Raw genomic sequence first — 26,124 nt, forward strand, 5'->3', positions numbered from 1 at the left:
AGAGTTAGCTCATTTGTAATTTTAAATTTTTACCGGAACTCATGGCATCCAATTGCCTTTTGGTTTCGATGTAATAAATTTTTGCACCCTCTTTGTTGAGATGTACGCCATCAACGGTAAGATAAAGTCCCCGTTTCTTGCTAAGATGATCGTGACAACCCAGCCGGCACCAGATTTTGTCAAACCAGGCCGTGTTGAAAAAATCGCCTAATAAATAATTATGGGTTTTATACCTTCTCAGATAGCCATCAAACAACGCACCGGCATCAACCAGGCCGAGCTCTTTTTCCCGGGCTATCTCCCGAATGACCTTATTGCAGGCACAACGTTTCCTGTTGAGCTCAGCATCAAGATCTTCATTAATGCAACCCATGGTGCTGAGAATTATAGCAGCGCTGGTTTTTCGCTCAATATCGTTGATGCATTGCCGGTACTGTTTCTCAAAATCTGCTACATCCTGATGGGGATTGGCTCCCTTTTTCAACAAATACTTGCCGGCTTTTTTAAACCAATATCCTTTTTGTAATAACCCGGGAATTAGTATATCGTTTACCCCGGCTTCAAAAAATATTACGTCATATCTATCCCGGCCCAATTTTTTCATCAATCGCCGGTGGATCATAGCGAGTGTCTCACCATTTTTACCCGCATTTTCAACAATCCAATTTTTATGTTTGGAAGCAAAAATTCTAACCCAGTTTACACCAACAGAACCCTTTACTAAACTATCCCCAATAAACAATATGCGCATCATGCTAATTTAGGAGTGCAAGCTATTTTTTTCCCTGGCGCCCGAAAAAAGGAAGTGAGTGAATTGCAGAAATACATAAACGGAATGTAGAAATATGTAAAAAATAATTATTTTCCCTTATGCCAACAACTACCGCCGCTGCTTACCGGGTTAACTCTATAGACATTCTTCGCGGAATTGTTATGATCATCATGGCTCTCGATCACACCCGCGATTTTTTTCATGCTACAGCAATGACTGCAGACCCATTGGACCCGGCAACCACTACACCAGCATTATTTTTCACTCGTTGGATAACGCATTTTTGCGCTCCGACTTTTGTTTTATTATCCGGGGTTTCGGCTCATTTATCTTCCCGAAGCAAAACGAAAGCAGAAGCAAGCACCTTTCTTCTCAAGCGGGGACTGTGGCTGGTATTGGTAGAGATCACTCTTGTTACATTCGGTATTACATTCAATCCCTCTTATAATTTTATCATTCTACAGGTAATATGGGCAATCGGTTGGAGCATGGTTATCCTTGGCCTGCTGGTAAGAGCTTCTTATTACGTCATATTTGTTGCCGGGGTCATATTGTTTTTCGGTCATAATATTTTGGATTACCTGCAACTGCCTGCTTCTGGCATTACCGGCAATCTATTGTCTATTCTGCTAACATCACAGGGAACGGTAATTCCTTTAGACAGCAGTCATCTTGTCGGTGTGTTCTATGCGATACTTCCATGGACAGGTATCATGTTGATGGGTTATTCAGTGGGCGTTTGGTTTCACAAGGATTTTTCTCCGGAAAAAAGAAAGAAATTTTTACTGGCAACCGGGCTTTCGCTTATACTGTTATTTATTGTTTTAAGAATGTTGAAAGGCTATGGCGACCCCGGGGCGTGGGATGGCGATTCCTTCTTTTCTTTTTTGAACACCAATAAATATCCGCCCTCTCTTCAATATAGTTGTATGACACTGGGACCAGCATTGCTTGTCCTGGCTATGATAGAAAATGTGAAAGCCGGTTGGACCAAAGTCGTCTCTGTCTATGGAAAAGTCCCCTTCTTCTATTACATACTTCATTTTTATTTGATCCACACATTGCTGGTAATCGTTTTCTTCGCTACGGGTCATACTACATCACAGATTGTCGATACCCGGAGTCTATTTTTATTCAGGCCACAGACATTCGGTTTTAATTTATGGATCGTGTACGGTGTCTGGATCTTTGTTGTCGCCGTTTTATACCTGCCGTGCAAATGGTATAGCAATTATAAAGTGCAACACCGGCGTTGGTGGTTGAGCTATGTTTGATTGACAAAAGCTTTCACTAAAATTTTGGTTAAAGGAACTCTTCCTTTTTTTTCCGCAATTGGGATTAGTGTAATTTTTCTTCAGCTAAAACCACAGGTATGAAAAAAATCTACTTAACTCCTTTTCTTTTTCTACCACTCCTACTCTTTACAGGCTGCAGCAAAGATTTTCTAAAACGATACGATAAACGCATCCAGGGCACCTGGCATTTAGTAGATGTAGATCGCATTGGCTGGGGAGGTAGTACCAGCAGTGTTCCATTTAGGGAAGGAACGTTTACCTTTTCCGAAGATGGACAATTGGAATACGTTAATAGTGCCGGTGAAATTTACCAGGGAGCGTGGGATATTCGTCGTGACTGGGTGAGAAATCAATGCTATACTAACGAAGATGGTGATTATGACTGCGATGACCGGTATGTGCACAGTATGCATGTTACAGCGGTCAATTTTACTACGCAGGAAGTAAGGACTGAATACTTCGATGAGGTGATCTTCACGGGCACCAATCGCTTCAAAGCATATGTCTACACCGGCTCAAGAAGCTATGTATTCCGCTTTAGACGTTAATAATACAAGACGACCGGGAAGTCTTAGACGGCTAACGAAGGCACGTTAGGAAAGCTGAATGCAATAGCTGTAATATTAGCCCTTGGTAAACTGATACTTAAATGCCCTCCTATTCTTTCAGCCAAAGAATTCACCTGTTGTAGCTCACTGGCCATCGCATAGCCATTGACACTTCCAGACTCCTGCACCTCGAGTATCACTTCATGGCCGTGCTTTTTTGCGGTCAGGCGAATGCTGGTATTTTTTACATGATTTACTACAGTTGATAGCATACGGCTAACAACAGAAGCAATCCATTGAGGATTATTGTCAATCGGTAAATCATTGGGAACTTCATTGACAAAAAAACTTTGGTTGCGGACCGCGGCGGGCTGAAAAATGCCGGTTAGACGGTCGATTAGCTGTTTTAGATTTTCCATAGATATATTGAAAGTACTTTTTCTACGTAAAATGATTCCAAAATGATAAAAAAATCCTAATAAATTGTTAAAGCGTATTAGCGAATTTGCACATCTGCAAATCAACGAAATAACAACGGGGCGGTAAATAGAAGAAATTAGGATTGTGCCATAAAGATTTATGGCTTTCTGTTGTAGTGTTACTACTACAATCATTTGTTTGTCCAGAGTAAGATTAGCTAACTTGCTTATCCACCTGGTTTTTCCTTTGAAAACTATAGATCAGGTAAAACAAGGCGGGCAAAATAAAAATGCTTCCCAGCAACAAGGCCCAGGCAAGCGATTGAATTGTTTTGTAATCAGCCTGATGCTCTACTAATGATAAATAACCGCCATTTTTTAAAATGACGATGTTGGGGTAATGGATATAAGTTGTGGCCAGCAAGATCATCGTCACCTGAAAACCTGCTAGTATACGGATAAGCTTTGTTCGGCCTTTAGCCAGCAAATACCAAAGCAGCAAAAGTGACAAGGCAGCCAGGCTTATCGCCGTCAGGCCCACTGCATTTCCAAAGATCCATTTTGTTAAAGGAATATTGTCGAAGCGGGCAGCTACGAATACAAGTGCCCCACAAACCAAGGCCGCGATACTCATGTGACGGGCCTTTTTAATGAAATGCAGGCGATGAACTTCTTTGTCAGCTTCGCCAACGAGATAAATCGCTGCCAGGAAACCACAAATACTAACAGTAAAACAGCCGACTGAGATGGAGAAAAAATTTAACCAGCTAAAAATATAGGCTGCTAAAAAACTGCGGGCCGAAACGTCGATATGTTCTGATACCGCACTGCCTGCGATGATTCCCAGGAAAAGCGGCGTGATGAGACTGGACCACGTAAAAATATGGTTATATATTTTCTGCATATCATCCTTCACAGCATCATAATGTCGGAAAGTAAATGCCGTGCCACGGGCGATGATTCCCAGCAACATCACTACCAATGGAATATGAAGATGAATTGACATTGTCGTGTAAATAGACGGAAACCCTACAAATAAAATGACAATGGTAATGATCAGCCACATGTGATTGGCTTCCCAAATTGGACCGATAGCTCTGTATAGGGTACGCCTGGTTACTCTTTCGTTTTTCTGAGACGTGAACAACTCCAATATACCGGCGCCAAAATCAGCGCCACCTAATAATAAATAGAGTAAAATCGCCATCCACAAGTAAATGATCACAATGTTTAACATGACAGTCAGCTTGTTTTTTGATCCACGTTTATATCATAAAGGGTTGGCACCATCTTTATTTGCCGATAAAGCATAAAGATTACAATCATCGACAGCGAAATGTAAATCGCAGTAAAAATGTAAAACGAATAAACAATTCCAGGCATAGGCGTCACTGCATCAACAGTTTTCATGACGCCATAAATGATCCAGGGCTGCCTTCCTACCTCCGTTACTACCCACCCCGCTTCTACCGCGATAAAGCCCATCGGTGTAGCCAGCACAAACAGGTTGAGTAGCCATTTACTCGTCAGCCAATTTCTTTTTTTCCATACGGCAATGAAATAGATAATTGCCAACAGCATCATTGCCATACCAAGTCCGACCATCACCTGGAAGGCAAAGTGAGTAATTGCTACCGGTGGATGATAATCTGCAGGAATTTGGTCCAGCCCTTTTACTTCGGCGTTGAAATCACCAAACGCCATAAAACTTAACAAACCCGGTATTTCAATTTTATAATTGACCTTTTTGTTCTTCTCGTCCGGTATGCCACCGATTATAAGGGGTGCAGTTTTTTGTGTATGAAAATGAGCTTCCATTGCAGCCAGCTTAGCGGGTTGGCGTTTGGCTACATCTTTCGCCGAGTGATCTCCGCTAATCGGTTGCAAAATGGCGGCAACACAAGCAAACGCTGCAGCAATGGTGAAAGCTTTACTATGAAATTGTACATTTTTTTTCTTCACGATCATAATGGCATGAACACCTGCTACCGCAAAACCGGTGGCTACAAAAGCTGCAAGGCACATATGCAAAGCCTGTGAGAACCAGGCTTCATTAAACATCGCCTTAATAGGATCTATATTCAGGTATTGTCCATTGACATAATCAAAGCCTGCAGGGCTGTTCATCCATGCATTGGCGGCTACTACCAATATGCCTGAGAGCAAACCACTGATACCCACCACTACTCCGGTAAACCAATGAAACCATTTATTAAACCGATCCCAGCCATAAAGAAAAAAACCTAAGGCAATGGCTTCAATAAAAAAAGCCGTTCCCTCTAACGAAAACGGCATCCCGAAAATTGGTCCTGCATGCTTCATAAACTCCGGCCATAGCAACCCAAGCTCAAACGAAAGAACCGTTCCCGAAACCGCACCCGTCGCAAAAAAAATCGCAACGCCTTTACTCCAGGCCTTAGCAATATTTTTATAAACTACATTGTTTGTTCGTAGCCAATAATAGTGTGCGACAGCCATAAAAAAAGGCATCACCATACCAATACAGGAGAAAATAATATGAAAGCCAAGCGAAAGGGCCATCTGCGACCGGGCTGCAATAAAATCGTCCATCGCAATTATTTATTTTATGAGAGAGTAAAGCAAAAATAGTTAAAGAATGAACGCAGATGGTCAGGATGAGAAGGATATTTTATCATTTTCAAACTCAGCTATCATTGTCCCAAATTATACAGCTCACATTGATCTCCCCTCCTATTATCTACCTTCGCTTGTATGAATTTATTTACCACAACTGGTTTTATCACCATTACATCGCATAAAAGAATTACACCCTATTTGGAACAGGAAGTAACCGATCTTGGATTTACCATTGATGATAGTTTTGTAACCGGGGTACATCTAAGAGGAACTATTAACGATTGTATCAGGCTGAACTTAAATCTTCGTTGTGCAAGCCAGGTTTTATACAGTCTTCAAAAATTTACTGCTGACAATGCCGATGCCATCTATAAAAATTTAGTTGGCTATCCATGGGAAACGATCCTGCCTGAAAATGGGTATTTCTCCATCACCAGCAATGTCAATAATCCGACGATCAATAACAGCATGTTTGCCAACCTGCGGGTGAAAGACGCTATTGTTGACAGGCTTCGTGATAAACGAGGAACAAGACCTGCCACCGGGGCTGAACTCACCGGGGCCGTTATCCATTTGTTTTGGAAAAATGAAGAAGCCGAAATTTTTATAGACACTTCCGGCGATTCACTGGCAAGACATGGCTATCGCAAAATACCGGGACAAGCTCCTATGCTTGAATCATTAGCCGCCGCCACCATCTATGCAACACGCTGGGACAAAAAATCTCCCTTCATCAATCCGATGTGTGGTTCCGGAACCATAGCGATAGAAGCCGCACTGATTGCCACCAATCGCAGACCCGGGCTTTTCAGAACCAATTATGCGTTTATGCATTTGCAGGGATATGATGAGACTATTTATAAAAAAGAAGATGCCTTATTGGAAGAACAAATTACAGATACTGCCGGGCTACGAATTATCGCCACCGACTATAGCGACAGGGCAATCGCCAATGCGAGGAAAAATGCAATTGCCGCCGGAGTTGCGAACATGATCGAGTTTGCTGTTTGTGATTTTACAGCGACACAGGTTCCTCAAAATGTGCCTGGCGTTGTATTTATGAACCCGGAATATGGTGAAAGATTGGGAGAACTAAATGAGCTGGAAAAAACATATGCCCGAATCGGCGATTTTATGAAACAGCGCTGCGGCGGCTACTATGGTTATGTATTTACCGGCAACCTGGAACTGGCAAAAAAAATAGGGTTGAAGGCAAAACGGCGTATTGAGTTTTATACCAGCACTATTGATTGCCGGCTGCTGGAGTATGAACTCTATAAAGGAAGCCGCGAGAAATAAGAATTACCAATTGCGGTAACCGGCAACTCAGTATTCATCCCTAAATTTTCCTGCTTTATAATTTTTTAATGCGGCGGCATGAAAAAATGGCGTAGCTTTTATGTTCCTCTTATAAACAATTAAAACTTTTTCAATCATGATCGCAGAACAAACCCGCACAACTACGGAAGTAGCTGCCCGATTTAACGAGTTGGCCAAAGAAGGAAAATGGGATCAGATACAAAACGAATTGTTTGCCGACAATGCAAAAAGCATTGAACCGCCAGCCTCCCCCGGGCTACAATCAGTCGAAGGACTGGATGCCATCAGGCAGAAAGGAAAACAATTTAATGAAATGGTAGAAGAAATGCATGGCGGCTACTCATCCGAGCCATTAGTAGCAGGCAATCATTTTAGTGTAGCCATGGGTATGGATGTTACAATGAAAGGCATGGGCCGTACAAAGATGGATGAAATTGCCTTGTACGAAGTAAAAGATGGCAAGATTGTCAAAGAACAATTTTTCTATTGATCGTATTGCGAAAAATCGTAGTGGCAGAGCCTGGCAAATAATGCATTTGCCAGGCTCTTTTGCATCTGAAAGCTTTCTTGTTAACGAACTTTAAATTTTGGAGCCTGATTGTCATTCTCCTGCAACTATTAAAGTACTTTTTTCTTCTATACATCGCCTGCATTAAAACGGCAGCATATTTGATAAAATAAAAACAACAATAAAAAGGAAATGAACAAAAAACAACCTTCACTTATTTTTTGTATCCTGATGGATTTGATCGGGTATGCGACCTACGCTGTTCCCTTATTGGGTGAAATTGGCGATGTATTTTGGGCGCCTATCTCTTCGGTCATCTTTATGACCACGTTTGGTGGCTGGCGGGGTGCTTTAGGTGGTATTGGTAATTTTATAGAGGAGATACTGCCGGGCACCGATTTTATTCCCAGTTTTACGCTCATGTGGTTTATTCAAAGCATGAAAAGGAAAAACAGCAATACTGCTGTTTCAATGGTAAGATAACTCATAATTGATCAAAGGCTCCTGCAACGACTTAGTCGGCAGGGGCTTTTTTATTTCATTTTGTTAATTGCAATTGGGTTTTGTTAAATCGCAGAACAAATTTTCTGGATATGATAACCTTTATAAATGCGGCAGTATATAAATGTATCCAGGGACTAAAAGCAATTGCGAAATTTATACATCTCTCTTTTCGCCGCCAGAAAGATCACAACCACGTCTTGTCCGTTGATGATAGGGTTTATACGAAATAAATTCTGAAAATTTTAGAAAAAACACCTCGTAAAACTTGTATAAGAAAATAATAATTTAGACTTTTACAGCATCCATTCGACGCTATACAGTTAGCACTCCTCTTGAAGAATCCGTACCAATCCGCAAAATTTAGTAATCGGTAGAGTCAGCTCAACGCTGCCACGCATGGTTTATTTACCCTTGGGTAAAATGACAACCTGCTAAGTCCTTCCTATGCCAATGCCCGCATAACTCCACTATGAACCCGGCTTAGCATTTTTTACCCTTTGAATAAAAAAGTACACCATGAAAAAAGTTCTACTATTATTAACACTGTTTGCTGTCGCAGGTGCCAGCAGACTCCAGGCGCAATGTACCGCCGCCAATCTTAACATCATTATTAAAAGCGTCACCAGTGGCGCCAGTGGCTGCCAGGTAACACTCGATGTAAGCTTCACCGGTGATTTTAACAACGGAAATAAATTCGCATTTATTCATTTATGGGAAACAGCTCCTGTTAACAATTATCCGAATCTTACCTATACTAATCCTCCCACGGCTGCGCAACTGGCTAATGCGATTGCTACCATTGCGATTGTGGATCCGGGCAAAAACACTGCTGCGTTGTATAATCAATATCCATCAGCGCCAGGCGTTCCGGTTAAATATTCAGGTGTTACGTTCAATAAAACAGGCAATATTTACACCATGTCAAATGTGGTGATCAATTTCTCAACCTGTAATGTACCGGTAACTGTCAAGGGAGATGTATGGGCCAGCCAGTCAGACCTGAGCCAGGTGGTGCATTGTGAAAATGATGGCATCATCACTATTCTGTTCAACAACCCGATCATTAGTGGAAATAAGCAATGTACTACTCCGCGCAAATTGAACTTATCATTTAGAAATGAACATGCCACGTTGAGTGAATCCGTTGTTGCAAACACATTTATTGATATGAATAGCGATGGAGTGATAGATATCGGCGATATCGATATAACCAACTCGTTGAGCCCCGCCTTGCCCAACCCCATGAACCTTGGACCAAATACCGAGTTGACCTTTACAAACATCTCTTATGCCCCTTACTCCAGCCAGGCATTTTATGATACAAAGCCCATTATAGTGGTGGCCAATGCAACAGCTCCCGGCGCCGCCACCGTTACGATCACAAAAAATAATATCAATTTTCCAGGAAGCTGTACGTTGCTGCCGGTGACCTTTAGCTCTTTCACCGCCAAACGGGATAATGATTTAGTTGCCCTGCAATGGGAAACTTCTTTTGAACAAAACAACAAAGGTTTTGCCCTTGAAAGACTCAATAATGGGGATTGGACGCAAATTGCCTTTATACCTTCCCACATGGCTAACGGTAACAGTACTTCGAAGCTGGTGTACAAATATGAAGACATCAATACTTCAAAAACCATTTCACAATACCGTATCAGGCAAATTGATTTTGACGGAAGATTTGAGTACAGCGAGATAAGATCGGTTGCAGGTGAAGCGCAATTAGGAAAGCTGATTGTTTATCCAAACCCTAGTGACAATGGCAGAGTAAGTGTGGTATTAGAGGAAGCGAAGGGCTTACATGATGCTTTATTAATAGACATCTCGGGGCGGACCATTAAACAATGGAAAGGCATCTCGAATAATTTTACTATTGATAACCTTAATCCGGGCTTATACCATCTTCGTATCCTGAGCCGGGAAACAGGTAAGCAAACAATTGAAAAAATTCTGATTACAAAAAGGTAATATCTCTTTGATCATCCTTCTTTCGATTTCTAAGGTGTACTACAGGGCCCCGGTTTCAACCGGGGTCTTTTTTTTACTGAAACGGTTTCGGTAAGCTACAATCTTACAAAATACCGGCACGTGAGACACGTGCCGGGGCATTCTTTATTTTTATGGGTACTAACATAGCTGAGCGAAGACGCTTCATATAGCTTTAACACACGCCTCGAAGAGCTGGGATATTTGAACACACTACCTTTTTAAAGATATCAGTGTAACTAAATCAATAGTACTGTCTTTTGAAAATTGTAAGTGCAAACTATAATTATCAAAAGTATATTTATCCCAAAATGGAATTATTTTATTGTCCATAGTATCAACCTGCCCCCCTCCGGATTTTTGGGGTTGTCCGAGGATACTTCGTGATATCTCCCGAGTATAAGAAAACTGTAAATTTTGAGGTAAATCGTCTTTATATTGACTCGCATTTTGATCATTATCTTTACCTGAAAAAAAATGTATTGCTTTAATAGATAAATCTTCTCTAAGTACAAGATCTATTCCTAGTTGTTTGTTGAACAAAAAATACACGTCAATTCCCTGTTCCATGACTATTGAATCAAAGTACTTGCTATATAATATAATCTTTTGTATTTCTGATATATTTTTGTCAATCCAGTCTGTTATTCCCATTTTATTTACAGCGTTTTATTTGTTGATGTGGTGTTGTTTTATTGAAACGGTTTAGACAATTTATCTATTGTGGCTTTCCCTCCGTCCAACTGCATCTTGCCCGCAATAAATAGCTCAGATAGTTTTGCAGGAAAAAGTAAATGCAAACAAGGGAACAACTGCAGGGACAAAAGTATGATATGATAGAGCAATGGGTCTTCTTTTTGCACGACGGTATGGATATACTTACAAACATCTCAGAATTTTTAATTGTCAGGTCAAAACTTTCCCATTTCGTATATTACAGCCCCTTATCGTTAAGCCAGCTTATGAATCGCATTGACAGACTATTTAGCATTTTAACTTACCTGCAGTCCAAAAAATTTGTACCGGCAGAAAAGATTGCTGAGAAATTCAAAATAAGTGTTCGCACTGTTTACCGGGATATTAGGGCACTTGGCGAATCAGGAATTCCTATCAGCTTTGAACAGCAACGGGGATATTTTGTCGTGCAAGGCTATTTTTTGCCCCCGGTTTCCTTTAGCACGGAAGAAGCCAATGCTTTTTTACTGATGGAAGCAATTGTATCCGGCTTTTCCGATAAATCGATCCAAACGCATTATTCAAATGGCTTAAATAAGATAAAAGCTGTTTTACGATCGTCTCAAAAAGAGAAGGTAGACACACTTTCTGACAACATTAAATTGCAGGTGCCGGCAAGCATCCGCTACGATTTTGAATACCTGTCGATCATTCAAACCAGTATATCATCACGCATGATATTAGAGCTTGATTATAAAAATAATAACGAAGAAATAAGCAAACGCCAGGTGGAGCCGATCGGGCTTGTATTCTATGCCTTTAGCTGGCACCTGATAGGCTGGTGCCATATGCGTAATGACTACCGCGATTTTAAAGTGGCCCGTATCCTGAAACTGAGAAATACTGATCTGCCATTTACAAAACAGGATCATATCGAACTGGATAGTTATATGAAAATGCTTCCCGTAAATTATTAATCTCTTTTTTAAAAAAATTTCCTTTCCAAAAATTACACTGACATAGGGCTGTCAGTAGCCGTTGGTTATTTTGTTGTATCAAAAACAAATAACTATGTCAATGATCAACATGCTACTGAAAGAAATGGACAAAGAAGCTATCACCACCCGTAAGATGCTGGAACGGGTGCCGGATGATAAGTACGACTGGAAACCCCATGAAAAAAGTATGACGATCCGCAGGCTGGCCACGCATATTGCGGAATTACCATCCTGGGTGAGTATGACGCTTACAACCAATGAACTTGATTTTGCAAACAACCCTTATCAGCCTGTCCCCATTAACAACAATGAAGAGCTGCTCGCCTACTTTGAACGTTCTTATGCGGAAGGAAGGGCAGAACTTGAAAAAGCAACAGACAAGGACCTCGAACCCGATTGGACACTGCGTAATGGAGAGCAAATATATAGTGTGGAAAGCAAGGGAGATGTTATCCGGATGAGTTATAACCAAACCGTACATCACAGGGCGCAACTGGGAGTGTTTCTTCGGCTTTTAAATGTTCCTATTCCCGGCAGCTATGGTCCCAGCGCCGATGAAATGAATTTTTAATTAAAACATATTATCCACAGAGACAAACTCACTACTCATGTAAACTACCAATTACATGCTTGCTACAGGTCTCTGTGGATTTTTCGGGCCCATTTCCTGCTTAATCTTTTCGTTTGTTTTTAATACTTAATTATTTTTTATGACTAGCGTAATATTGGATGCAGACGCAGAATTTAGCATCGGACCATCTGCGCAATCATCTTCCTTTGATTTTGATTTTCTCGCCGGTCGTTGGAATATTCACAATCGCAAACTGAAAAAAAGACTGGCTAATTCCACAGAATGGTTTGAATTTGATGCAGAACAAGAAATGCGAATCATTCTAAATGGCATCGGCAATACTGATCTCTTCAAAACAACCATCGACGGCAAGCCCTTTGAAGGAATGACGCTCCGGCTTTTTGATCCGGTCACCAGGCTATGGAGTATTTATTGGGCTGACAGTAATAAAGGCGTTCTTGATCCACCTGTCATGGGATCGTTTGAAAATAATATCGGTACTTTCTATGGCAGGGATGTTTTTGATGGGAAAGAAATCATTGTAAAATTCAACTGGGATAAAACCAATCCTGATAAACCTGTCTGGAGCCAGGCCTTTTCCGAAAATAACGGTGCAACATGGGAATGGAATTGGTATATGTACATGACAAGGATAGATTAATATTCGAACAGTAACAAGATGCTAACGATGATGGAAATGGTAACAAACCTGTTGACAAATATTACCCACGCAATCCTGAATAGCTTGTACAGGTATTTGCGGTCGGGGTTGTTTTAAAATTTACCTGGTACACTATGGTGATGGAACTTCGCAACTATTTATTAAAGCCCGGCGTAAGGGATGAATTTATCCGGTATTTTAAAAAGCATTTTATTGATTCACAAAAATCCACGGGCGCATTCATTCCGGCAATGTTCACAATTAAGGATGAGCCCGATCGTTTTTTTTGGATCCGTGGATTTGACAGCATGGAGCAGAGAAGCAAATTTTTATTCGCATTCTATGGTGGCGAAGTTTGGAAGAAATTTGGGCCAGCGGCGAATGATATGATGCTGGAGTGGCATAATGTGCACCTGGTAAAGCCTTTGGCCGATAAGGTTGCGTCATTTGCAAACAAAAAAGGAATTTATGTAGTTGATTTTTATCGATCGGTGGATCATGAGTTTGAATCCTTAATCCAATTATTCAATAAAGAATGGATTCCTCTTCATGCCCTGGAGAACATCACAAACATTACACTATGGATAAGTGAAATGGGAGAGAATGATTTTCCCAGGCTTTCCGTGTACCAGTTTGAAGATCTTCTGATCGTAATTACACACTACAAGAATGAGAAAGAATACCAATTCAGGCTAAACCATCTTAATGCATTTCATAGTGAATTAGTAAACGCTGTTGCCGGAAAAATAACGGATAAAAAAAGCATTATACTTTATCCTGTATAATTATTATAAAAAATTTTGAAAATAAAAAGCCATCCGCCTGAAGCGGATGGCTCCCCTGCATATAGGGGCAGATTATTTTTTGGAGTGGCCCGGTTACCCGATAATAACCGAAGGCGTCCATGATTTATCTGTTGATTGCATGAATACCTCCTTTTTGTTTGGTGAGCAATGAAATTACAAAACGCCTGACAAAAAAATAAATTAATTGACCATAACTTTTTTTGAGATTTTTTGAAGATCCTGTGTCGTTTTGTATACAAAATAAAATTGATCTGTAATAGATTTAAAAGTGGACAGATATCGTTTATTGCCTGATTCCAATACTCCCTGTTGAAGTTCCTGTTGGCGGGTTTGCATGAGAGCATTGATTTTTTTATCAAGTAAAGCCTGCGGGTTATCCGTAGATCGTTGCGGTGGATTGAACTGAGGATTTGCCAATAGCTTTGCAGCAATGTTCAACTCTGCTACACTCGCCTTTATCAAGGGCTGATAATCCTCCATAATATACTCTGGTTTTAATGAATCAGCATAATAGCTCAATGTAGCCATATGTGATACCAGCATATGCGATAACACAACAAAACGATGTACCTCTTTTGAATCTTTTCGTTTGCTTTTTGGCTCTGATAACATCCGGGTAAAAGCATCTGATACATTCGCCAGCGAAACCCAGGCGTATTTTCTCTTTTCCTTGGATAATTCTTTATTATAAGGCTGACCGGTAAAAACATAAGCCACACTTTCAAAATAATCGCTGATGTCCGTGATAACTTGCTTCATCAACTCTCCTATTTGCTGACGTTCCCATATAGGCGGCAATAAAAACGAAGCAAGAAAACCAATGATGCAACCCAGTGCAGTATCAACGATTCTTTCTTCCACTACCTTGTTGAAATCAGTAGGCTCCAGCAAGTGAAACATAAACAACAGGTAGATCGTAATCATCACCACACTCACCAGGTATTTCCAGCGCATAAAACTGTAGGCGCCAACCATACTAATAGCCAACAGTACAAGAATAGCCGTATTGTCTTTTACAAAATATAAAATGCCCCAGCCGATGGCTACACCGATCAATGTACCTGTCAAACGTTCGATATTTCTTTGCTTGCTAAGGCTATATCCCGGTTTTATAATGACGATTACTGTAAGCAATATCCAATAGCCATGACCAAAAGGCAATAACAGGCCAATAAAATAAGCAGCTACAGCGGCGACGCTGATACGTAAAGAATGCCTGAAAATATTTGACTGCAGCGAAAAGTTAGACAGAAACTGTTGTGGATCGATGGTCTGCCTCGTGACGTATTTGGAAGGATCGGGTGTGTTTACCTTTATATTGCGAAGCTTACGGTCATAGGACGTATACTGGTGCAATGTTCGTATCCGTGCAGCTATATCATCTATGCTGTCGAGGATGTGACGAAGGCTGATGAAACCTTCAAGATTAGTGGGATTTAAAATTTTAAGCCTGAGCTGTTGCAGGTGTTCTCTCTCTTCTACCAGGTCCTTGTCAATCCGCTGATCATAGCCGGATGCTCGCCCACTGCTTAACGAGAGTGCGATTTCGTCGAGTTCGTCAGCCAGCATTAAAATAATATCCCTGTATTCGGTGAGGATAGGTGTATCGTCAAAATAGGCGTGCAATTTCTTGTAGTCAAGATGCGAAGCCATGGTTCGTTCCAACAGGTCTGACACGTCGAGGAACACCATCATTAAAATGCGGCTTATATGTGTTGATTCTTTTACTATACTTCTCGTTTTAAAAAGTATTTCGGCCAGCAGCTCCTGCTTTTGTTGTACCTCCACCTGTGTTTGCATCAGGTGCTCGTAACACTTATCGATGTCAACGCCGGTTGCATAAAATTGTGCTCTTGCCCGCAGGTACCTGGCAGCGGCAAGCACATATTCTCCCATCACCTGTTGTATCAGTTTGTAGGGACGTATGCTATATAAAATAAGACTAAGCAAAGTGTACCACATGCCGCCGGCGAAAATGTATAAGGCAAAATAAACGACCTGCCAACCCTTCAACCCTTCATGGGTCATCATCACCATCGCCAGCAGAGCTGCAATGCCGATCGCAGTTACCCTTGCCCCGTAAACCCCTATCATCGAAAAGAAAAAGCAAAGGATGGGCAGCAGGATCATGAACATCCATGTTTGCTGCAATGAATAGCCTACCATCAGGGCAACGATAAAAATGATACCACAACAGGCCAGCAACCCATTCCTGCGATGGTGTATTGGGCCCGGATTATCGGTAATGCTTGCACAGACCGCACCAAGTGACAGGAAAATTCCTGTTTGCAAATGACCGAAATAGCCAAAGATCAGCGAGGGTAACAATACGCCGGCAGTAATGCGAACACCATCAGCCAGGTAATGACTATTGATAAATCTCCGGTATTCTTTAATGTAATCCATGCGGGAGTGTAAATATACTGACTGGTGCTTTTTACCTCCGCCAAAAAATAATTGCCAAACGCCGAAAAGTTATTCAATCCGGGTTCATCCTGTTATTTTAATGCTTAACTTAATATAGCCATTCTAACCTGTAAAACTGCAGTATGCTCAACACTTACGATTTCCAGGTTGAACATCCCGAAATGTTTTCGCAACTGGCCGTTAAAGACCTCTTGTTTTTGTATTATAAATGTCCGCAGGAGGAAAAAAAAATAAATCTTTACACCCACTTCAATAAAATCATCTTTGTACTGGAAGGAAAGAAACTGATCCATCACCGGGACCGGTCCTGGATGCTTACCAGGGACACCGCTGTTTTTATAAAAAAAACGGCCTACAACCAGGAAAGGTTTTGGGAAATAGACTGGGAGGTGCTTTGTTTCTATTGTCCCGATGACTACCTGAAAAAAGTGTTTGATGAATATCGCCTGCATTTTTCGCTAAAAGACGCTATGGTTCCCTCGCCGGACATGCTGATTGAAATTAATGTGAATGCAGCTACCCGCGCCTTTTTCTACAGCATCGTCCCCTACTTCAGGCAAAAACCTCAGCCGGCTGAAGATTTGCTGGCACTCAAATTCAAGGAACTGATTTTTAGTATTCTTTCAAATCCCGCCAATTCGGCTTTGCTTTCTTATGTAAATAAAGTCAGTGATCAAAGAAAGCCTTTGTTACAGGACATCATGGAAGCCAATTTTACTTTCAATTTATCCCTGGCCGAATTTGCCAGGATCGCACAACGCAGCCTTGCCACTTTCAAAAGAGATTTTATCGAAGTCTTTCACACCACACCGGGAAAATGGCTTGCAGAAAAAAGACTGGAATATGCACAACAGCTTTTGGACACAAGCACAAAAAATGTAAGCGAAATTGCCTACGATTGCGGCTTCGAAAATGCTACACACTTTAGCCGGGTGTTTAAAGAAAAATTTGGGTACCCTCCTTTACAATACAGAAAACTAAATGTCCATCCTGTACCACAATAGTCAGATTATTCTGTGGTCACTGGTTTGATTGATTTTTAATAGCGAGTTGCACTACTACCCTTCATCCAACACAAACCCGTACCAAGTAAGCGGCTTTACTCTGCCCTGGCTTTTCAGTTCATATTTTTTTAATTGAGCTTAACAGACAGGTTTTTGAACTTTTAAGAAAAACGCTTCGCAACGATGCATAATAACTTTATGCTGGTCTTGTAAGCTATCATTAACCCCGCCTGCCCTGTCTGGCGACAGGCAGGCTTTAAAAAATTTACCTCATGACAAAGGAATTGCTTCAATCATTCAAAAACAGTTTGCGTGGTAAACTGGTGCTCTCAACTGATGCTAATTATGACACAGCACGAAAAGTGTACAATGGTATGATCGATAAAAGACCTGCCATGATCGCTCAGTGTGAAGATGTACAGGATATAATTGCCTGTGTAAACTTTGCCCGGGAAAATAAAATATTGCTGGCAGTGAGAGGCGGCGGACACAATGCCGGGGGATTGGGCATTTGCGATGATGGCCTGGTAATCGATCTGTCATTGTTAAAATCCATCCAGATAAATGCCGCTGATAAAACTGTCAGAGTACAGGGCGGCTGTCTTTTAAAGGAAGTGGATGCAGCTACTCATGCGGTAGGGATGACCGTGCCGTCCGGTATTTTCGGCACCACAGGTGTTGGCGGTCTTACCCTCGGAGGTGGACTTGGACATTTGACAAGACACTATGGTCTTTCTATCGATAACCTTTTAGAAGCGGAAATGATACTGGCTGATGGCCGGCGTGTGACCGCATCCGCCAAAGAAAACCCCGACCTTTTTTGGGCCATTCGCGGCGGCGGTGGCAACTTCGGTGTCGTGGTTTCATTTCTTTTCCAATTGAGACCGGTACATACGGTTTACGGCGGTCCCATGCTTTGGGAACTGGAGGATTCAGAAGAAATGCTGCGCTGGTATCATGATTTTATTACAAAAGCACCGGATACCATCAATGGTTTTTTTGCTTTTCTTACTGTTCCACCGGTCGATCCATTCCCCGAACATTTGCGCCTGAAAAAAATGTGTGGTGTAGTTTGGTGCTATACCGGCGATATGGATAAAGCGGAAGAAATATTTAAACCAATCCGGGCTGTTAAAAAAGCATCTTTGGATTTTGTGGGGCCGCTTCCTGTGCCTGCTTTGCAAACCATGTTTGATGCATTGTATCCGCCGGGCCTGCAATGGTATTGGAAAGCAGATTATGTGAAAGATGTGGATGAAACTTCGATTCAGCTTCATGCTAAGTATGGAAGAGAAATGCCACAACCGCTTTCGACCATGCACATGTATCCTGTCAATGGTTTTGCTTCCAGGATTGGCAAAAATGATACAGCATGGAACTATCGTGATGCCAACTATGCGGTTGTTATCGTAGGTATTGAAGAAGATCCTTCAAAAAAAGACACCGTGATCAATTGGGCCAAAGATTATTGGAGTGCCTTACACCCATACTCAGCTGGTGGCGCTTATATCAACTTCATGATGGATGAAGGTGAAGACAGAATAAAGGCGACTTATGGCGATAACTATAAAAAACTAGCTTCGATAAAAGCAAAATACGATCCCAATAATTTGTTCCGGGTGAACCAAAATATAAAACCACAAAAAACAGAAGCGGGAGCTATTGCCTGATCTGGTTATTATCGATTACACCAGCAAAATGTTTTGTTATGGAAAATACATCAGCAACCACTCAAAAACCATCTCTATACGAAAGATTAGGTGGCGAGCAAGGGTTAAGGAAGATTGTGAACGATATTCTTGATAAGAATTTCAGCAACCCTAAAATCAGTCACCATTTCAAGAATGTTGACATGAACAAACTTAAACAACTTGTATTTGAATTCTTTTCCATGGGCACAGGCGGTCCGCATATTTACACGGGACGGGATATGCGATCGGCTCATGCCCATCTTGGAATAAGTCAAAGGGATTTTTCCCTGGGAAATGATGATGTATCAGAAGCCTTGAAAGAAAATGGTGTTTCCAAAGCAGAGATTGATGAAGTAATAGGAATTCTTAATTCGATGAAAGGAGATGTTGTAACAGTTTAGCTGCTTAAAATTCCTTGTCGCTTTCTTATTTATAAACCCAAACCACTTTTGTTATGCCCCTCTACATGGATCTTCATAAAGGAGTGCCTGGTGGTATAAAGAGAGATGAGATCGAGAGAGCTCATCTGCAGGATCTCGCAGTGCAGGAAAGACATGGTGTCAAGTATCATAAGTTCTGGGTAAACGAAGAACAGGGCACTATCTTCTGCCTGATCGAAGGACCCAGCAAAGAAGCCTGCACGGCTTGTCATGCAGAAGCACATGGCAATATTGCCTGTGAGATCATCGAAGTGCACCCAACCGATATCGCCACATTTTTGGGTCCAGATCATTCTACTCCCACCGGCCTGGCCGTTCATCCGGATGGCAAACTTGATTCTTCCGTTCGTACTTTTCTTTTTACTGATATCGTTGGTTCAACCAGCCTGACTGAAGAATATGGAGATATTATGGCAATGACGATACTGAGAAAACATAACGAAATAGTAAGGGATAACCTGAACAATAACAATGGCCGGGAAGTGAAACATACAGGCGATGGCATTATGGCTACGTTCAATTCTACTTCCAAAGCCGTGAGAACCGCCCTGGAAATTCAAAAAGATCTGGCCGCCTACAGAGAAACAAATCCTGGTATACATCTGCATGTAAAGATTGGTATCAATGCCGGTGAACCCGTTACGGAAGGTAACGATTTCTTTGGCGCGGCAGTACAACTGACCAAACGATTATGCGACCTGGCCGATCCGGGGCAGGTACTTATTTCTGAAGTTGTAAAAGGTTTGTGTATGGGTAGAAACTTCCAGTTCGCTGACCTCGGTGATCAGCATCTTAAAGGATTTGCACAGCCCATCAAAGTTTTTGTAGCACTTGACTACTGGTGATCCGGGCTTTTCTTTTGTTTCTATTGACCAGGTATTCAATATTGAAAAAATCAATCATACTAATAATTGCTTCATAATTTATCCAGTATCGTATATCCCAACGCTAATAGATCTTCCGTTGATGTGACAGCCGGAGTAAGCCTGATGGAATATTTTTCTTTCATCGCTGCGGGCAGGATGTCGGAGATTTCATACAAGTCATCCACGTCCACACCATACTTATCATCCACATGAGAAGTGGCGCCTTTGAACCCGGTATGACGATAGAACGCAGTTTTTTTAGCCTGCTGAATGGCGATTCCTTTATTGGGTGCAGCGGCAATCACTTTGTAGTGAAATTCTTCAAACTCGCCGGGCTTATAACCACCCAGGTTAATGAAAAACAATCTTACTAACTCTTCGTGAGTACTGGTGTTGTTCTCATCACGGTTTACAACACTGACATCAAAGTTGTCTACCCTGTTTACTTCACGCCATGCATCAATATGAATTTTTTGATTGGCTTCCGGCCAAAAATCAAAGATATCGGGCAAAAGATCTTTCAGGTCAGTTCCGATGGCAAAGAAAATATCGTGTTGTTCGGTGTTTCTCCCGGACGGTTTACAGCCCAACAGCAACATAAAAAGCTTCAATGGTTTCATCACCAAATTTAAAGGTTTATCAAACCTTAGCCATTCAGCTCTGCTGCTTCGGCTTGCTTAAACAAAAGGACTCCTTTCGAGCCCTTTTATTTTCGACAGTGATATTCTTTTATGAACGATCAGCTGAATAAAATGGACGGGCATTTCTTCTCTTCCCGTAAAAATTATTCCCGTTGCCGGAATTCCGTTTTTGGAATGACGGACGTTGAACTGCCTGTACTACAGGTTGACTGTTACCGGTCATCACGTAGGGATGTTCTGTTACAACTGGTAAATCTTTTTTGATCAGCTTTTGAATCGCTTTCAATTCATCTCTTTCCTCTGCATCGCAAAACGAAATAGCGATACCACTTGCCCCTGCTCTTCCGGTACGGCCAATGCGATGTACATAGGTTTCCGGAACATCCGGCAGATCATGATTGATTACATGCGTCAACTCATCAATATCAATCCCGCGGGCGGCGATATCGGTAGCTACCAATATTCTTGTCCGTCGTGATTTGAAATTGGTCAATGCCGATTGCCTGGCATTTTGGGATTTATTACCATGAATGGCTTCGGCCGTGATGCCGGCAGCTTTCAAATTTTTGGCAATCTTATCGGCGCCATGCTTGGTACGGCTAAATACTAAAGCTGTTTGAATACGGGTATCTTCCAATAAATGAATCAACAGCGATCTCTTATTTTGCTTTTCAACAAAATATAATGTTTGTTGTATCGTGTCAGCAGTAGATGAAACCGGCGTTACTTCTACTTTACCGGGATTGGTTAATAATACATCGGCAAGCCGTTGTATTTCGGGCGGCATGGTAGCGGAGAAAAAAAGTGTTTGTCTTTTGGCCGGCAATTTTGCAATGATCTTTTTTACATCATGTACAAAACCCATGTCCAGCATCCTATCTGCTTCATCTAATACAAAAAAATTGATATCACGAAGCGAAATATGACCCTGATTCATCAGGTCGAGCAAACGACCCGGCGTAGCCACCAGTATATCAACACCGCGACGCAGTGCATTTACCTGTGGCACCTGTGACACACCGCCAAAAATAACAAGCTTGTGCAGATTAAGATATCTTCCATAGGCTTTGAAACTTTCTTCGATTTGTATAGCCAGTTCCCTGGTAGGCGTCAGCACCAATGCCCTGATACCACGATGACGGGTAGGTGATGATTGCTGATGCATTAATTGCAGAAGCGGGATGGCAAAGGCTGCTGTTTTACCAGTGCCGGTTTGTGCACAGCCGAGCAGATCTCTTTGCTGTAAAATAATGGGGATGGATTGTTCCTGGATAGGTGTAGGTTTTGTGTAACCTTCATGAGCTAAAGCCTTGAGCACCGGCTCAATGAGCGGCAAATTGTGAAATGACAATTGAATAAAATTTGATTAAAAAAATATGGTAAGGCTATCTACTTATTTGAAGATACTTTACCCGCCTTACGTTAAGCTATCACGACATTTGAGGAGAAAAAATCAAAACAAACTGAGTGAGAAATAACATATAAGAAAGGCGAAGATAATGTTTTTTCCGGGAATGAGTTGATAAGTTTTAATCGTGGTATCGTCTGGCCGTTTCAACGAGTAGTGATTTTACTGAAGTGTTTCGGGTTAAATTGATAAATCTCTAAACCTACAACTTATCATCCTTACTGTTTACGCATCAAAATAGTTAACTTAGAAAAGTATTCAGAAATGCATTCATGAACTATTATACCATAGCGCCATCACCCATATTATCTCCTTACGTCCGGTTTTTCTGGGTGCTCGAAAGTGATGAACCCTATTGCCATCGCTCCGTGGCAGATGGCTGTGTTGAAATGATATTTCACTACAAAGGACTGTTTAATGAAATAACAACGCCCGGCAAGTCTGAACAATCATTTACAAGCGGGCTACACGGTCCATCACAAAACTTCAGACGCTTTACGATAGACAGAGGCTTTGGCATATTTGGTATTTACCTCTACCCTTTTGCCATTCCGCATCTTTTTTCAATCCCTGCCAATGAACTAAGTGACCAGATGCCAGACCTTGAAAGTTTGACTGGCCCCGATGGCAGAGAACTAGAAGAAAAAATAATACTTGCTTCCAATAATAGCCAAAGGGTTTCTATTTTATCTTCCTGGTTAGAAAAAAAAATATTGAAGAATAAAGCCGTTCAGCAACCTGCATTCGTATCCATTATCAGCAATATCATTCATTCAAAGACCCTGAGATCCGTAGATGAATTGGCAAAAAGATCCTTTCTTTCTATGCGCCAGTTTGAAAGAAATTTCAAAATCTTTTCTGGCTTCAGCCCTAAATTATATTCCCGGATCATCCGCTTTCAATTTGCAACGCAGCAATATGGAACCTGTTATAAAACATTAACGGATATTGCTTATGATTGCGGCTATTATGATCAGTCGCATTTTATTCACGACTTCAAACAATTTTCGGGTTATCATCCCAAACAATATTTTTCAGGAAAAGCAGAAGGTGTGGAATGGAAAGAATCATACAGTTAAATCGATAAACATTGCAAAAGCATTTTTGGAAAACGATTCTACTCTCGGGTTTGCTTGTCGGCAGCCTTGACATCATTGCCGCATTGGTACAGTTTTATAGCAAAACTGGAAAAGACCCTTTGATCGTATTGAAGTATATTGCCAGCGCTGTGTTTGGCAAATCAGCCTATTCAGGAAGTAATAGCATGGCTGTTTGGGGATTACTGCTCCATTTTCTGATCGCTTTTATATGGACGATCTTTTTCTTTCTTATTTACCCGAAGCTTAAATTACTTTCCTGGAATCGCATCGTTACCGGCATTATATATGGCATTTTTATCTGGATAATAATGACCCAGGTAGTGGTGCCTATAAGTAAAGCAACAGCTGGAGCTTTTAATGTAAAGAACGCTATTATTGCTGTTTTGATATTGATAGCGGTCATCGGTATACCACTTTCTTTTATTGCACATCGTTTTTATTCAATAAGGGTAACGGCATAATAAAATGTCGTTTTTTTCCAATTTTCATAAAAGTTTAAGGTAGAATTTTGATCTAAATAACAATTATGAAAATACCCGGACAATACAACCAGTTAATGCCTTACCTGATCCTAAAAGACACGGATGGATTCAGAAAATTTATGGCAAATGTTTTTGATGCTACAGAACAATTGATAGTTCCTGCTGAAGACGGAACAGTGATGCACGGTGAGCTAAAAGTTGGCAATGCTGTGATCATGTTTGCTGAAACAGGCAGGCAATTTTCCGTAATGAATGCTGGCATGTATATACATGTGGATGATGCAGATGCTACTTACAAAAAAGCACTAGCGGCGGGAGCTTTAACTGTTGAAGGCCAAGAACCGGCTGATAAAGATTATGGACGTGCCTGCGGCGTAAAAGATCCGTTTGGGAATGTGTGGTGGATTACGTCAGTCATCTGATTTTTTACTGGTAAAAGATTGTACAACTCCTGGCTGCAGCTGACATCGGGTTTTTAACGGAATGATAATAAACTTCCTGGCCGGGTAATGAATGTTTTTGCCAATTTCCCGGTGGTAAATCAATTTTTATTTCCCCTGGATTACTGTTGTAAACAACTAGTATCTTGTTCCACTTGTCCTTCATCATTTTCCCGTTAATTGTATAAGCAACAACTCCCTCACCAGTTTTTAAAAACCTGATATTCTCTGTTACATCTTTACCGCTGCTTATCCGGAAAGCAGGATGCTCTTTCCGCAATTTAATCAATGCCTTCACATAGTCAAACACATCTTTATTCTTTGTTTTCAAACTCCAGTCAATAGCATTAATACTGTCACCGGCATTGAATGAATTTTCGTTGCCCTTTTTACTACGCAAAAATTCCGTACCTGCATGTAAAAAAGAAATGCCCTGTGAAGTCAACACTATGCTCAATGCCAGTTTGTGCATTTCTTTTCTTTCTGCTTCTGTCACATCAGGCGCAGAAAGAGTCAGTTTATCCCAAAGCACATGATTGTCGTGGCACTCTGCATAGGTAACCGTACTGGAAGGATTAACAGAGTAAGGTGCTTTGGAATAATTCACTTTGCTATAATCAACCTGCGGGTGTTTGATTGAAGCCACTACTCCGAACTTAATACTTTCTTCCATGCCCAGCCGGCCACTGGCAAAGCCTTTCTCGTCATTCACAAATACACTGCCTTTTATTCCGTCCCGTATATCGTCGCTGAATACAGCAATATTATCCAACCTGTAAGCGTATTTTTTTACCGCTCTTTTTGTTTCAGCCAAGGGTGATGCACCTGCTGTCCATCCCTCGCCATACAATAAAATATCCGGTTTTATTTTTCTCAATTCTTTAGCGATTATATTCATGGTTTCAATATCATGCACTCCCATCAGGTCAAACCGGAAACCATCGATATGGTATTCCTTTACCCAATACTTTAGCGACTCCAGCATAAACTTGCGCACCATCGGTCTTTCACTCGCCGTTTCATTACCGCAAGCCGTGGCATTGGAGAATTTTCCTTCCGGTGTTTGCCGGTAATAATAACCGGGCACCAGTTGATTGAAATAAGAATCTTCTGTCAGCATGGTATGATTATACACGACATCCATCACAATGTTTAATCCGTTTGCATGAAATGTTTTCACCAACTCCTTAAACTCACGAATCCGAGTGAGCCCATCATAAGGATTGGTGCTGTAAGAACCTTCCGTGGTATTATAATTCAGCGGATCATAACCCCAATTGTATTGCGGTTTGTCGAGTTTGGTTTCATCAACCGAATAAAAATCATACAGCGGTAAAATATGTACATGTGTTACTCCAAGTTCCTTGATATGATCCAGCCCGGTGCTTAACCCTTCTTCGTTAACTGTTGCTTTTTCTGTGAGCCCTAAAAATTTTCCTTTGTTTTTGATCCCGGAATTCATGGCAATACTTGCATCTCTTATATGCAATTCATAAATGATTGCGTCCGTCGAATTTTTCAACAGGCTGCCTTTATCTTTCTCCCACCCGGCAGGATTTGCAAGCTCCAAATTGACGATCATACCTCTTCTGCCATTTACACCAACTGCCTTTGCATATGGATCAGGAACTTCCTTTGACCATTCCTGTTTTATCCTCACCCTGAATACATAAAATTTTCCCTGCTGATCGCCTTTGATTGAAGCAGTCCATGTACCGCTGATACTTTTTTTCATGGAAATGGTTTGAATGGCTTCGCCGCCAATTCCTTCATTGTACAAACGCAATTCAACTTCATCGGCCGTTGGCGACCAGATGCGGAAGAAAGATTGTTGTGGTGTATACTGCAGACCGAGGTCAGTACCAACGTAAACGGGATAATTATCAAACCTACCGGGCTGTGTTTTTGTAATGCATGGTATGAGCAGGCCGATCAGCATAAGAACTTTATTCATGAACCATTTT

26 protein-coding genes are annotated in these 26,124 nt (G+C 41.3%); 17 read left to right on the forward strand and 9 right to left on the reverse strand.

Annotated elements, in window-relative coordinates:
* Positions 1 to 4: 4 nt before the first annotated feature.
* Complete coding sequence (locus P2W73_RS12140; RefSeq protein WP_276502313.1) at positions 5 to 751, reverse strand: SGNH/GDSL hydrolase family protein; 747 nt, start codon at positions 749 to 751, stop codon at positions 5 to 7.
* A gap of 119 nt (positions 752 to 870) precedes the next feature.
* On the opposite strand from P2W73_RS12140, the gene P2W73_RS12145 reads away from it, so the two are divergent.
* The gene (locus P2W73_RS12145) at positions 871 to 2,046 is read left to right on the forward strand and encodes an acetyltransferase domain-containing protein (RefSeq protein WP_276502314.1); all 1,176 of its coding nucleotides are present in this window, start codon (positions 871 to 873) and stop codon (positions 2,044 to 2,046) included.
* Positions 2,047 to 2,144: 98 nt separating this feature from the next.
* Complete coding sequence (locus P2W73_RS12150; RefSeq protein ID WP_276502315.1) at positions 2,145 to 2,615, forward strand: hypothetical protein; 471 nt, start codon at positions 2,145 to 2,147, stop codon at positions 2,613 to 2,615.
* Positions 2,616 to 2,638: 23 nt separating this feature from the next.
* Here the strand turns inward: P2W73_RS12150 and P2W73_RS12155 are convergent, their stop codons facing one another.
* The 3 genes from P2W73_RS12155 to P2W73_RS12165 form a co-directional block, all read right to left on the reverse strand.
* A complete protein-coding gene (locus P2W73_RS12155) occupies positions 2,639 to 3,034 on the reverse strand; it encodes an ATP-binding protein (protein ID WP_276502316.1) in 396 nt (131 codons plus the stop codon).
* Positions 3,035 to 3,248: 214 nt separating this feature from the next.
* A complete protein-coding gene (locus P2W73_RS12160) occupies positions 3,249 to 4,271 on the reverse strand; it encodes a cytochrome d ubiquinol oxidase subunit II (protein WP_276502317.1) in 1,023 nt (340 codons plus the stop codon).
* 5 nt (positions 4,272 to 4,276) lie between these two features.
* Complete coding sequence (locus P2W73_RS12165; protein WP_276502318.1) at positions 4,277 to 5,605, reverse strand: cytochrome ubiquinol oxidase subunit I; 1,329 nt, start codon at positions 5,603 to 5,605, stop codon at positions 4,277 to 4,279.
* A gap of 162 nt (positions 5,606 to 5,767) precedes the next feature.
* Between P2W73_RS12165 and P2W73_RS12170 the strand changes: the two genes are divergently transcribed.
* The 4 genes from P2W73_RS12170 (at position 5,768) to P2W73_RS12185 (ending at position 9,932) form a co-directional block, all read left to right on the forward strand.
* Positions 5,768 to 6,931, forward strand: a complete 1,164-nt coding sequence (locus P2W73_RS12170) for a THUMP domain-containing class I SAM-dependent RNA methyltransferase (RefSeq protein WP_276502319.1) — start codon at positions 5,768 to 5,770, stop codon at positions 6,929 to 6,931.
* Positions 6,932 to 7,067: 136 nt separating this feature from the next.
* Positions 7,068 to 7,442 (forward strand): nuclear transport factor 2 family protein, encoded by a 375-nt coding sequence (locus tag P2W73_RS12175; RefSeq protein ID WP_276502320.1) that lies wholly within the window; start codon positions 7,068 to 7,070, stop codon positions 7,440 to 7,442.
* 210 nt (positions 7,443 to 7,652) lie between these two features.
* Positions 7,653 to 7,943 (forward strand): hypothetical protein, encoded by a 291-nt coding sequence (locus tag P2W73_RS12180; protein WP_276502321.1) that lies wholly within the window; start codon positions 7,653 to 7,655, stop codon positions 7,941 to 7,943.
* Between the two features lie 537 nt (positions 7,944 to 8,480).
* Positions 8,481 to 9,932: a T9SS type A sorting domain-containing protein gene (locus P2W73_RS12185; RefSeq protein ID WP_276502322.1), complete on the forward strand. Its 1,452-nt coding sequence runs from the start codon at positions 8,481 to 8,483 to the stop codon at positions 9,930 to 9,932.
* A 231-nt stretch (positions 9,933 to 10,163) separates the two neighbouring features.
* Here the strand turns inward: P2W73_RS12185 and P2W73_RS12190 are convergent, their stop codons facing one another.
* Positions 10,164 to 10,604 (reverse strand): DUF6392 family protein, encoded by a 441-nt coding sequence (locus P2W73_RS12190; RefSeq protein ID WP_276502323.1) that lies wholly within the window; start codon positions 10,602 to 10,604, stop codon positions 10,164 to 10,166.
* Positions 10,605 to 10,744: 140 nt separating this feature from the next.
* Here P2W73_RS12190 and P2W73_RS12195 point away from each other — a divergent pair, with 140 nt between their 5' ends.
* The 4 genes from P2W73_RS12195 (at position 10,745) to P2W73_RS12210 (ending at position 13,640) form a co-directional block, all read left to right on the forward strand.
* Complete coding sequence (locus tag P2W73_RS12195) at positions 10,745 to 11,602, forward strand: helix-turn-helix transcriptional regulator (protein ID WP_276502324.1); 858 nt, start codon at positions 10,745 to 10,747, stop codon at positions 11,600 to 11,602.
* 94 nt (positions 11,603 to 11,696) lie between these two features.
* A complete protein-coding gene (locus P2W73_RS12200; RefSeq protein WP_276502325.1) occupies positions 11,697 to 12,194 on the forward strand; it encodes a DinB family protein in 498 nt (165 codons plus the stop codon).
* Between the two features lie 139 nt (positions 12,195 to 12,333).
* Positions 12,334 to 12,855: a hypothetical protein gene (locus tag P2W73_RS12205; protein WP_276502326.1), complete on the forward strand. Its 522-nt coding sequence runs from the start codon at positions 12,334 to 12,336 to the stop codon at positions 12,853 to 12,855.
* Positions 12,856 to 12,989: 134 nt separating this feature from the next.
* Positions 12,990 to 13,640 carry an NIPSNAP family protein gene (locus P2W73_RS12210; RefSeq protein ID WP_276502327.1) on the forward strand — a complete coding sequence of 217 codons (651 nt, stop codon included), beginning with the start codon at positions 12,990 to 12,992 and terminating at the stop codon, positions 13,638 to 13,640.
* A 201-nt stretch (positions 13,641 to 13,841) separates the two neighbouring features.
* On the opposite strand, the gene P2W73_RS12215 is transcribed toward P2W73_RS12210, so the two are convergent.
* Positions 13,842 to 16,067: an FUSC family protein gene (locus P2W73_RS12215; RefSeq protein ID WP_276502328.1), complete on the reverse strand. Its 2,226-nt coding sequence runs from the start codon at positions 16,065 to 16,067 to the stop codon at positions 13,842 to 13,844.
* Positions 16,068 to 16,210: 143 nt separating this feature from the next.
* On the opposite strand from P2W73_RS12215, the gene P2W73_RS12220 reads away from it, so the two are divergent.
* From P2W73_RS12220 to P2W73_RS12235, 4 genes are all read left to right on the forward strand, one after another.
* The gene (locus P2W73_RS12220) at positions 16,211 to 17,092 is read left to right on the forward strand and encodes a helix-turn-helix domain-containing protein (protein ID WP_276502329.1); all 882 of its coding nucleotides are present in this window, start codon (positions 16,211 to 16,213) and stop codon (positions 17,090 to 17,092) included.
* A gap of 272 nt (positions 17,093 to 17,364) precedes the next feature.
* The gene (locus P2W73_RS12225) at positions 17,365 to 18,762 is read left to right on the forward strand and encodes an FAD-binding oxidoreductase (RefSeq protein WP_276502330.1); all 1,398 of its coding nucleotides are present in this window, start codon (positions 17,365 to 17,367) and stop codon (positions 18,760 to 18,762) included.
* Positions 18,763 to 18,800: 38 nt separating this feature from the next.
* A complete protein-coding gene (locus tag P2W73_RS12230; protein WP_276502331.1) occupies positions 18,801 to 19,184 on the forward strand; it encodes a group I truncated hemoglobin in 384 nt (127 codons plus the stop codon).
* Between the two features lie 53 nt (positions 19,185 to 19,237).
* Positions 19,238 to 20,068 carry a nickel-binding protein gene (locus P2W73_RS12235; protein ID WP_276502332.1) on the forward strand — a complete coding sequence of 277 codons (831 nt, stop codon included), beginning with the start codon at positions 19,238 to 19,240 and terminating at the stop codon, positions 20,066 to 20,068.
* Between the two features lie 71 nt (positions 20,069 to 20,139).
* Here P2W73_RS12235 and P2W73_RS12240 read toward each other — a convergent pair whose 3' ends face one another.
* Positions 20,140 to 20,709: a DUF1543 domain-containing protein gene (locus P2W73_RS12240; RefSeq protein WP_276502333.1), complete on the reverse strand. Its 570-nt coding sequence runs from the start codon at positions 20,707 to 20,709 to the stop codon at positions 20,140 to 20,142.
* 109 nt (positions 20,710 to 20,818) lie between these two features.
* On the reverse strand, positions 20,819 to 22,081 hold the full coding sequence (locus P2W73_RS12245) for a DEAD/DEAH box helicase (RefSeq protein WP_276502334.1): 1,263 nt from the start codon (positions 22,079 to 22,081) through the stop codon (positions 20,819 to 20,821).
* Between the two features lie 329 nt (positions 22,082 to 22,410).
* Between P2W73_RS12245 and P2W73_RS12250 the strand changes: the two genes are divergently transcribed.
* The 3 genes from P2W73_RS12250 to P2W73_RS12260 all read left to right on the forward strand — a co-directional run bounded on the left by P2W73_RS12250 (position 22,411) and on the right by P2W73_RS12260 (position 24,142).
* Positions 22,411 to 23,217 carry a helix-turn-helix domain-containing protein gene (locus P2W73_RS12250; protein ID WP_276502335.1) on the forward strand — a complete coding sequence of 269 codons (807 nt, stop codon included), beginning with the start codon at positions 22,411 to 22,413 and terminating at the stop codon, positions 23,215 to 23,217.
* An 11-nt stretch (positions 23,218 to 23,228) separates the two neighbouring features.
* The gene (locus P2W73_RS12255; RefSeq protein WP_276502336.1) at positions 23,229 to 23,699 is read left to right on the forward strand and encodes a hypothetical protein; all 471 of its coding nucleotides are present in this window, start codon (positions 23,229 to 23,231) and stop codon (positions 23,697 to 23,699) included.
* A gap of 65 nt (positions 23,700 to 23,764) precedes the next feature.
* Entirely contained in the window at positions 23,765 to 24,142 is a 378-nt protein-coding gene (locus tag P2W73_RS12260; RefSeq protein WP_276502337.1) for a VOC family protein, read from the forward strand.
* A gap of 4 nt (positions 24,143 to 24,146) precedes the next feature.
* Here the strand turns inward: P2W73_RS12260 and pulA are convergent, their stop codons facing one another.
* A complete protein-coding gene (pulA, locus tag P2W73_RS12265; RefSeq protein WP_276502338.1) occupies positions 24,147 to 26,114 on the reverse strand; it encodes a type I pullulanase in 1,968 nt (655 codons plus the stop codon).
* Positions 26,115 to 26,124: the final 10 nt, after the last annotated feature.

This window comes from Terrimonas pollutisoli (assembly GCF_029360765.1).
Taxonomy (GTDB): Bacteria; Bacteroidota; Bacteroidia; order Chitinophagales; family Chitinophagaceae; genus Terrimonas_B; species Terrimonas_B pollutisoli.

Excerpts from the sequence above, each read along its gene's own strand:
- P2W73_RS12140 (WP_276502313.1), bottom strand. The coding sequence starts at position 751 with ATGCGCATATTGTTTATTGGGGATAGTTTAGTAAAGGGTTCTGTTGGT.
- P2W73_RS12145 (WP_276502314.1), top strand. The coding sequence starts at position 871 with ATGCCAACAACTACCGCCGCTGCTTACCGGGTTAACTCTATAGACATT.
- P2W73_RS12150 (WP_276502315.1), top strand. The coding sequence starts at position 2,145 with ATGAAAAAAATCTACTTAACTCCTTTTCTTTTTCTACCACTCCTACTC.
- P2W73_RS12155 (WP_276502316.1), bottom strand. The coding sequence starts at position 3,034 with ATGGAAAATCTAAAACAGCTAATCGACCGTCTAACCGGCATTTTTCAG.
- P2W73_RS12160 (WP_276502317.1), bottom strand. The coding sequence starts at position 4,271 with ATGTTAAACATTGTGATCATTTACTTGTGGATGGCGATTTTACTCTAT.
- P2W73_RS12165 (WP_276502318.1), bottom strand. The coding sequence starts at position 5,605 with ATGGACGATTTTATTGCAGCCCGGTCGCAGATGGCCCTTTCGCTTGGC.
- P2W73_RS12170 (WP_276502319.1), top strand. The coding sequence starts at position 5,768 with ATGAATTTATTTACCACAACTGGTTTTATCACCATTACATCGCATAAA.
- P2W73_RS12175 (WP_276502320.1), top strand. The coding sequence starts at position 7,068 with ATGATCGCAGAACAAACCCGCACAACTACGGAAGTAGCTGCCCGATTT.
- P2W73_RS12180 (WP_276502321.1), top strand. The coding sequence starts at position 7,653 with ATGAACAAAAAACAACCTTCACTTATTTTTTGTATCCTGATGGATTTG.
- P2W73_RS12185 (WP_276502322.1), top strand. The coding sequence starts at position 8,481 with ATGAAAAAAGTTCTACTATTATTAACACTGTTTGCTGTCGCAGGTGCC.
- P2W73_RS12190 (WP_276502323.1), bottom strand. The coding sequence starts at position 10,604 with ATGGGAATAACAGACTGGATTGACAAAAATATATCAGAAATACAAAAG.
- P2W73_RS12195 (WP_276502324.1), top strand. The coding sequence starts at position 10,745 with ATGCAAACAAGGGAACAACTGCAGGGACAAAAGTATGATATGATAGAG.
- P2W73_RS12200 (WP_276502325.1), top strand. The coding sequence starts at position 11,697 with ATGTCAATGATCAACATGCTACTGAAAGAAATGGACAAAGAAGCTATC.
- P2W73_RS12205 (WP_276502326.1), top strand. The coding sequence starts at position 12,334 with ATGACTAGCGTAATATTGGATGCAGACGCAGAATTTAGCATCGGACCA.
- P2W73_RS12210 (WP_276502327.1), top strand. The coding sequence starts at position 12,990 with ATGGTGATGGAACTTCGCAACTATTTATTAAAGCCCGGCGTAAGGGAT.
- P2W73_RS12215 (WP_276502328.1), bottom strand. The coding sequence starts at position 16,067 with ATGGATTACATTAAAGAATACCGGAGATTTATCAATAGTCATTACCTG.
- P2W73_RS12220 (WP_276502329.1), top strand. The coding sequence starts at position 16,211 with ATGCTCAACACTTACGATTTCCAGGTTGAACATCCCGAAATGTTTTCG.
- P2W73_RS12225 (WP_276502330.1), top strand. The coding sequence starts at position 17,365 with ATGACAAAGGAATTGCTTCAATCATTCAAAAACAGTTTGCGTGGTAAA.
- P2W73_RS12230 (WP_276502331.1), top strand. The coding sequence starts at position 18,801 with ATGGAAAATACATCAGCAACCACTCAAAAACCATCTCTATACGAAAGA.
- P2W73_RS12235 (WP_276502332.1), top strand. The coding sequence starts at position 19,238 with ATGCCCCTCTACATGGATCTTCATAAAGGAGTGCCTGGTGGTATAAAG.
- P2W73_RS12240 (WP_276502333.1), bottom strand. The coding sequence starts at position 20,709 with ATGAAACCATTGAAGCTTTTTATGTTGCTGTTGGGCTGTAAACCGTCC.
- P2W73_RS12250 (WP_276502335.1), top strand. The coding sequence starts at position 22,411 with ATGAACTATTATACCATAGCGCCATCACCCATATTATCTCCTTACGTC.
- P2W73_RS12260 (WP_276502337.1), top strand. The coding sequence starts at position 23,765 with ATGAAAATACCCGGACAATACAACCAGTTAATGCCTTACCTGATCCTA.
- pulA (WP_276502338.1), bottom strand. The coding sequence starts at position 26,114 with ATGAATAAAGTTCTTATGCTGATCGGCCTGCTCATACCATGCATTACA.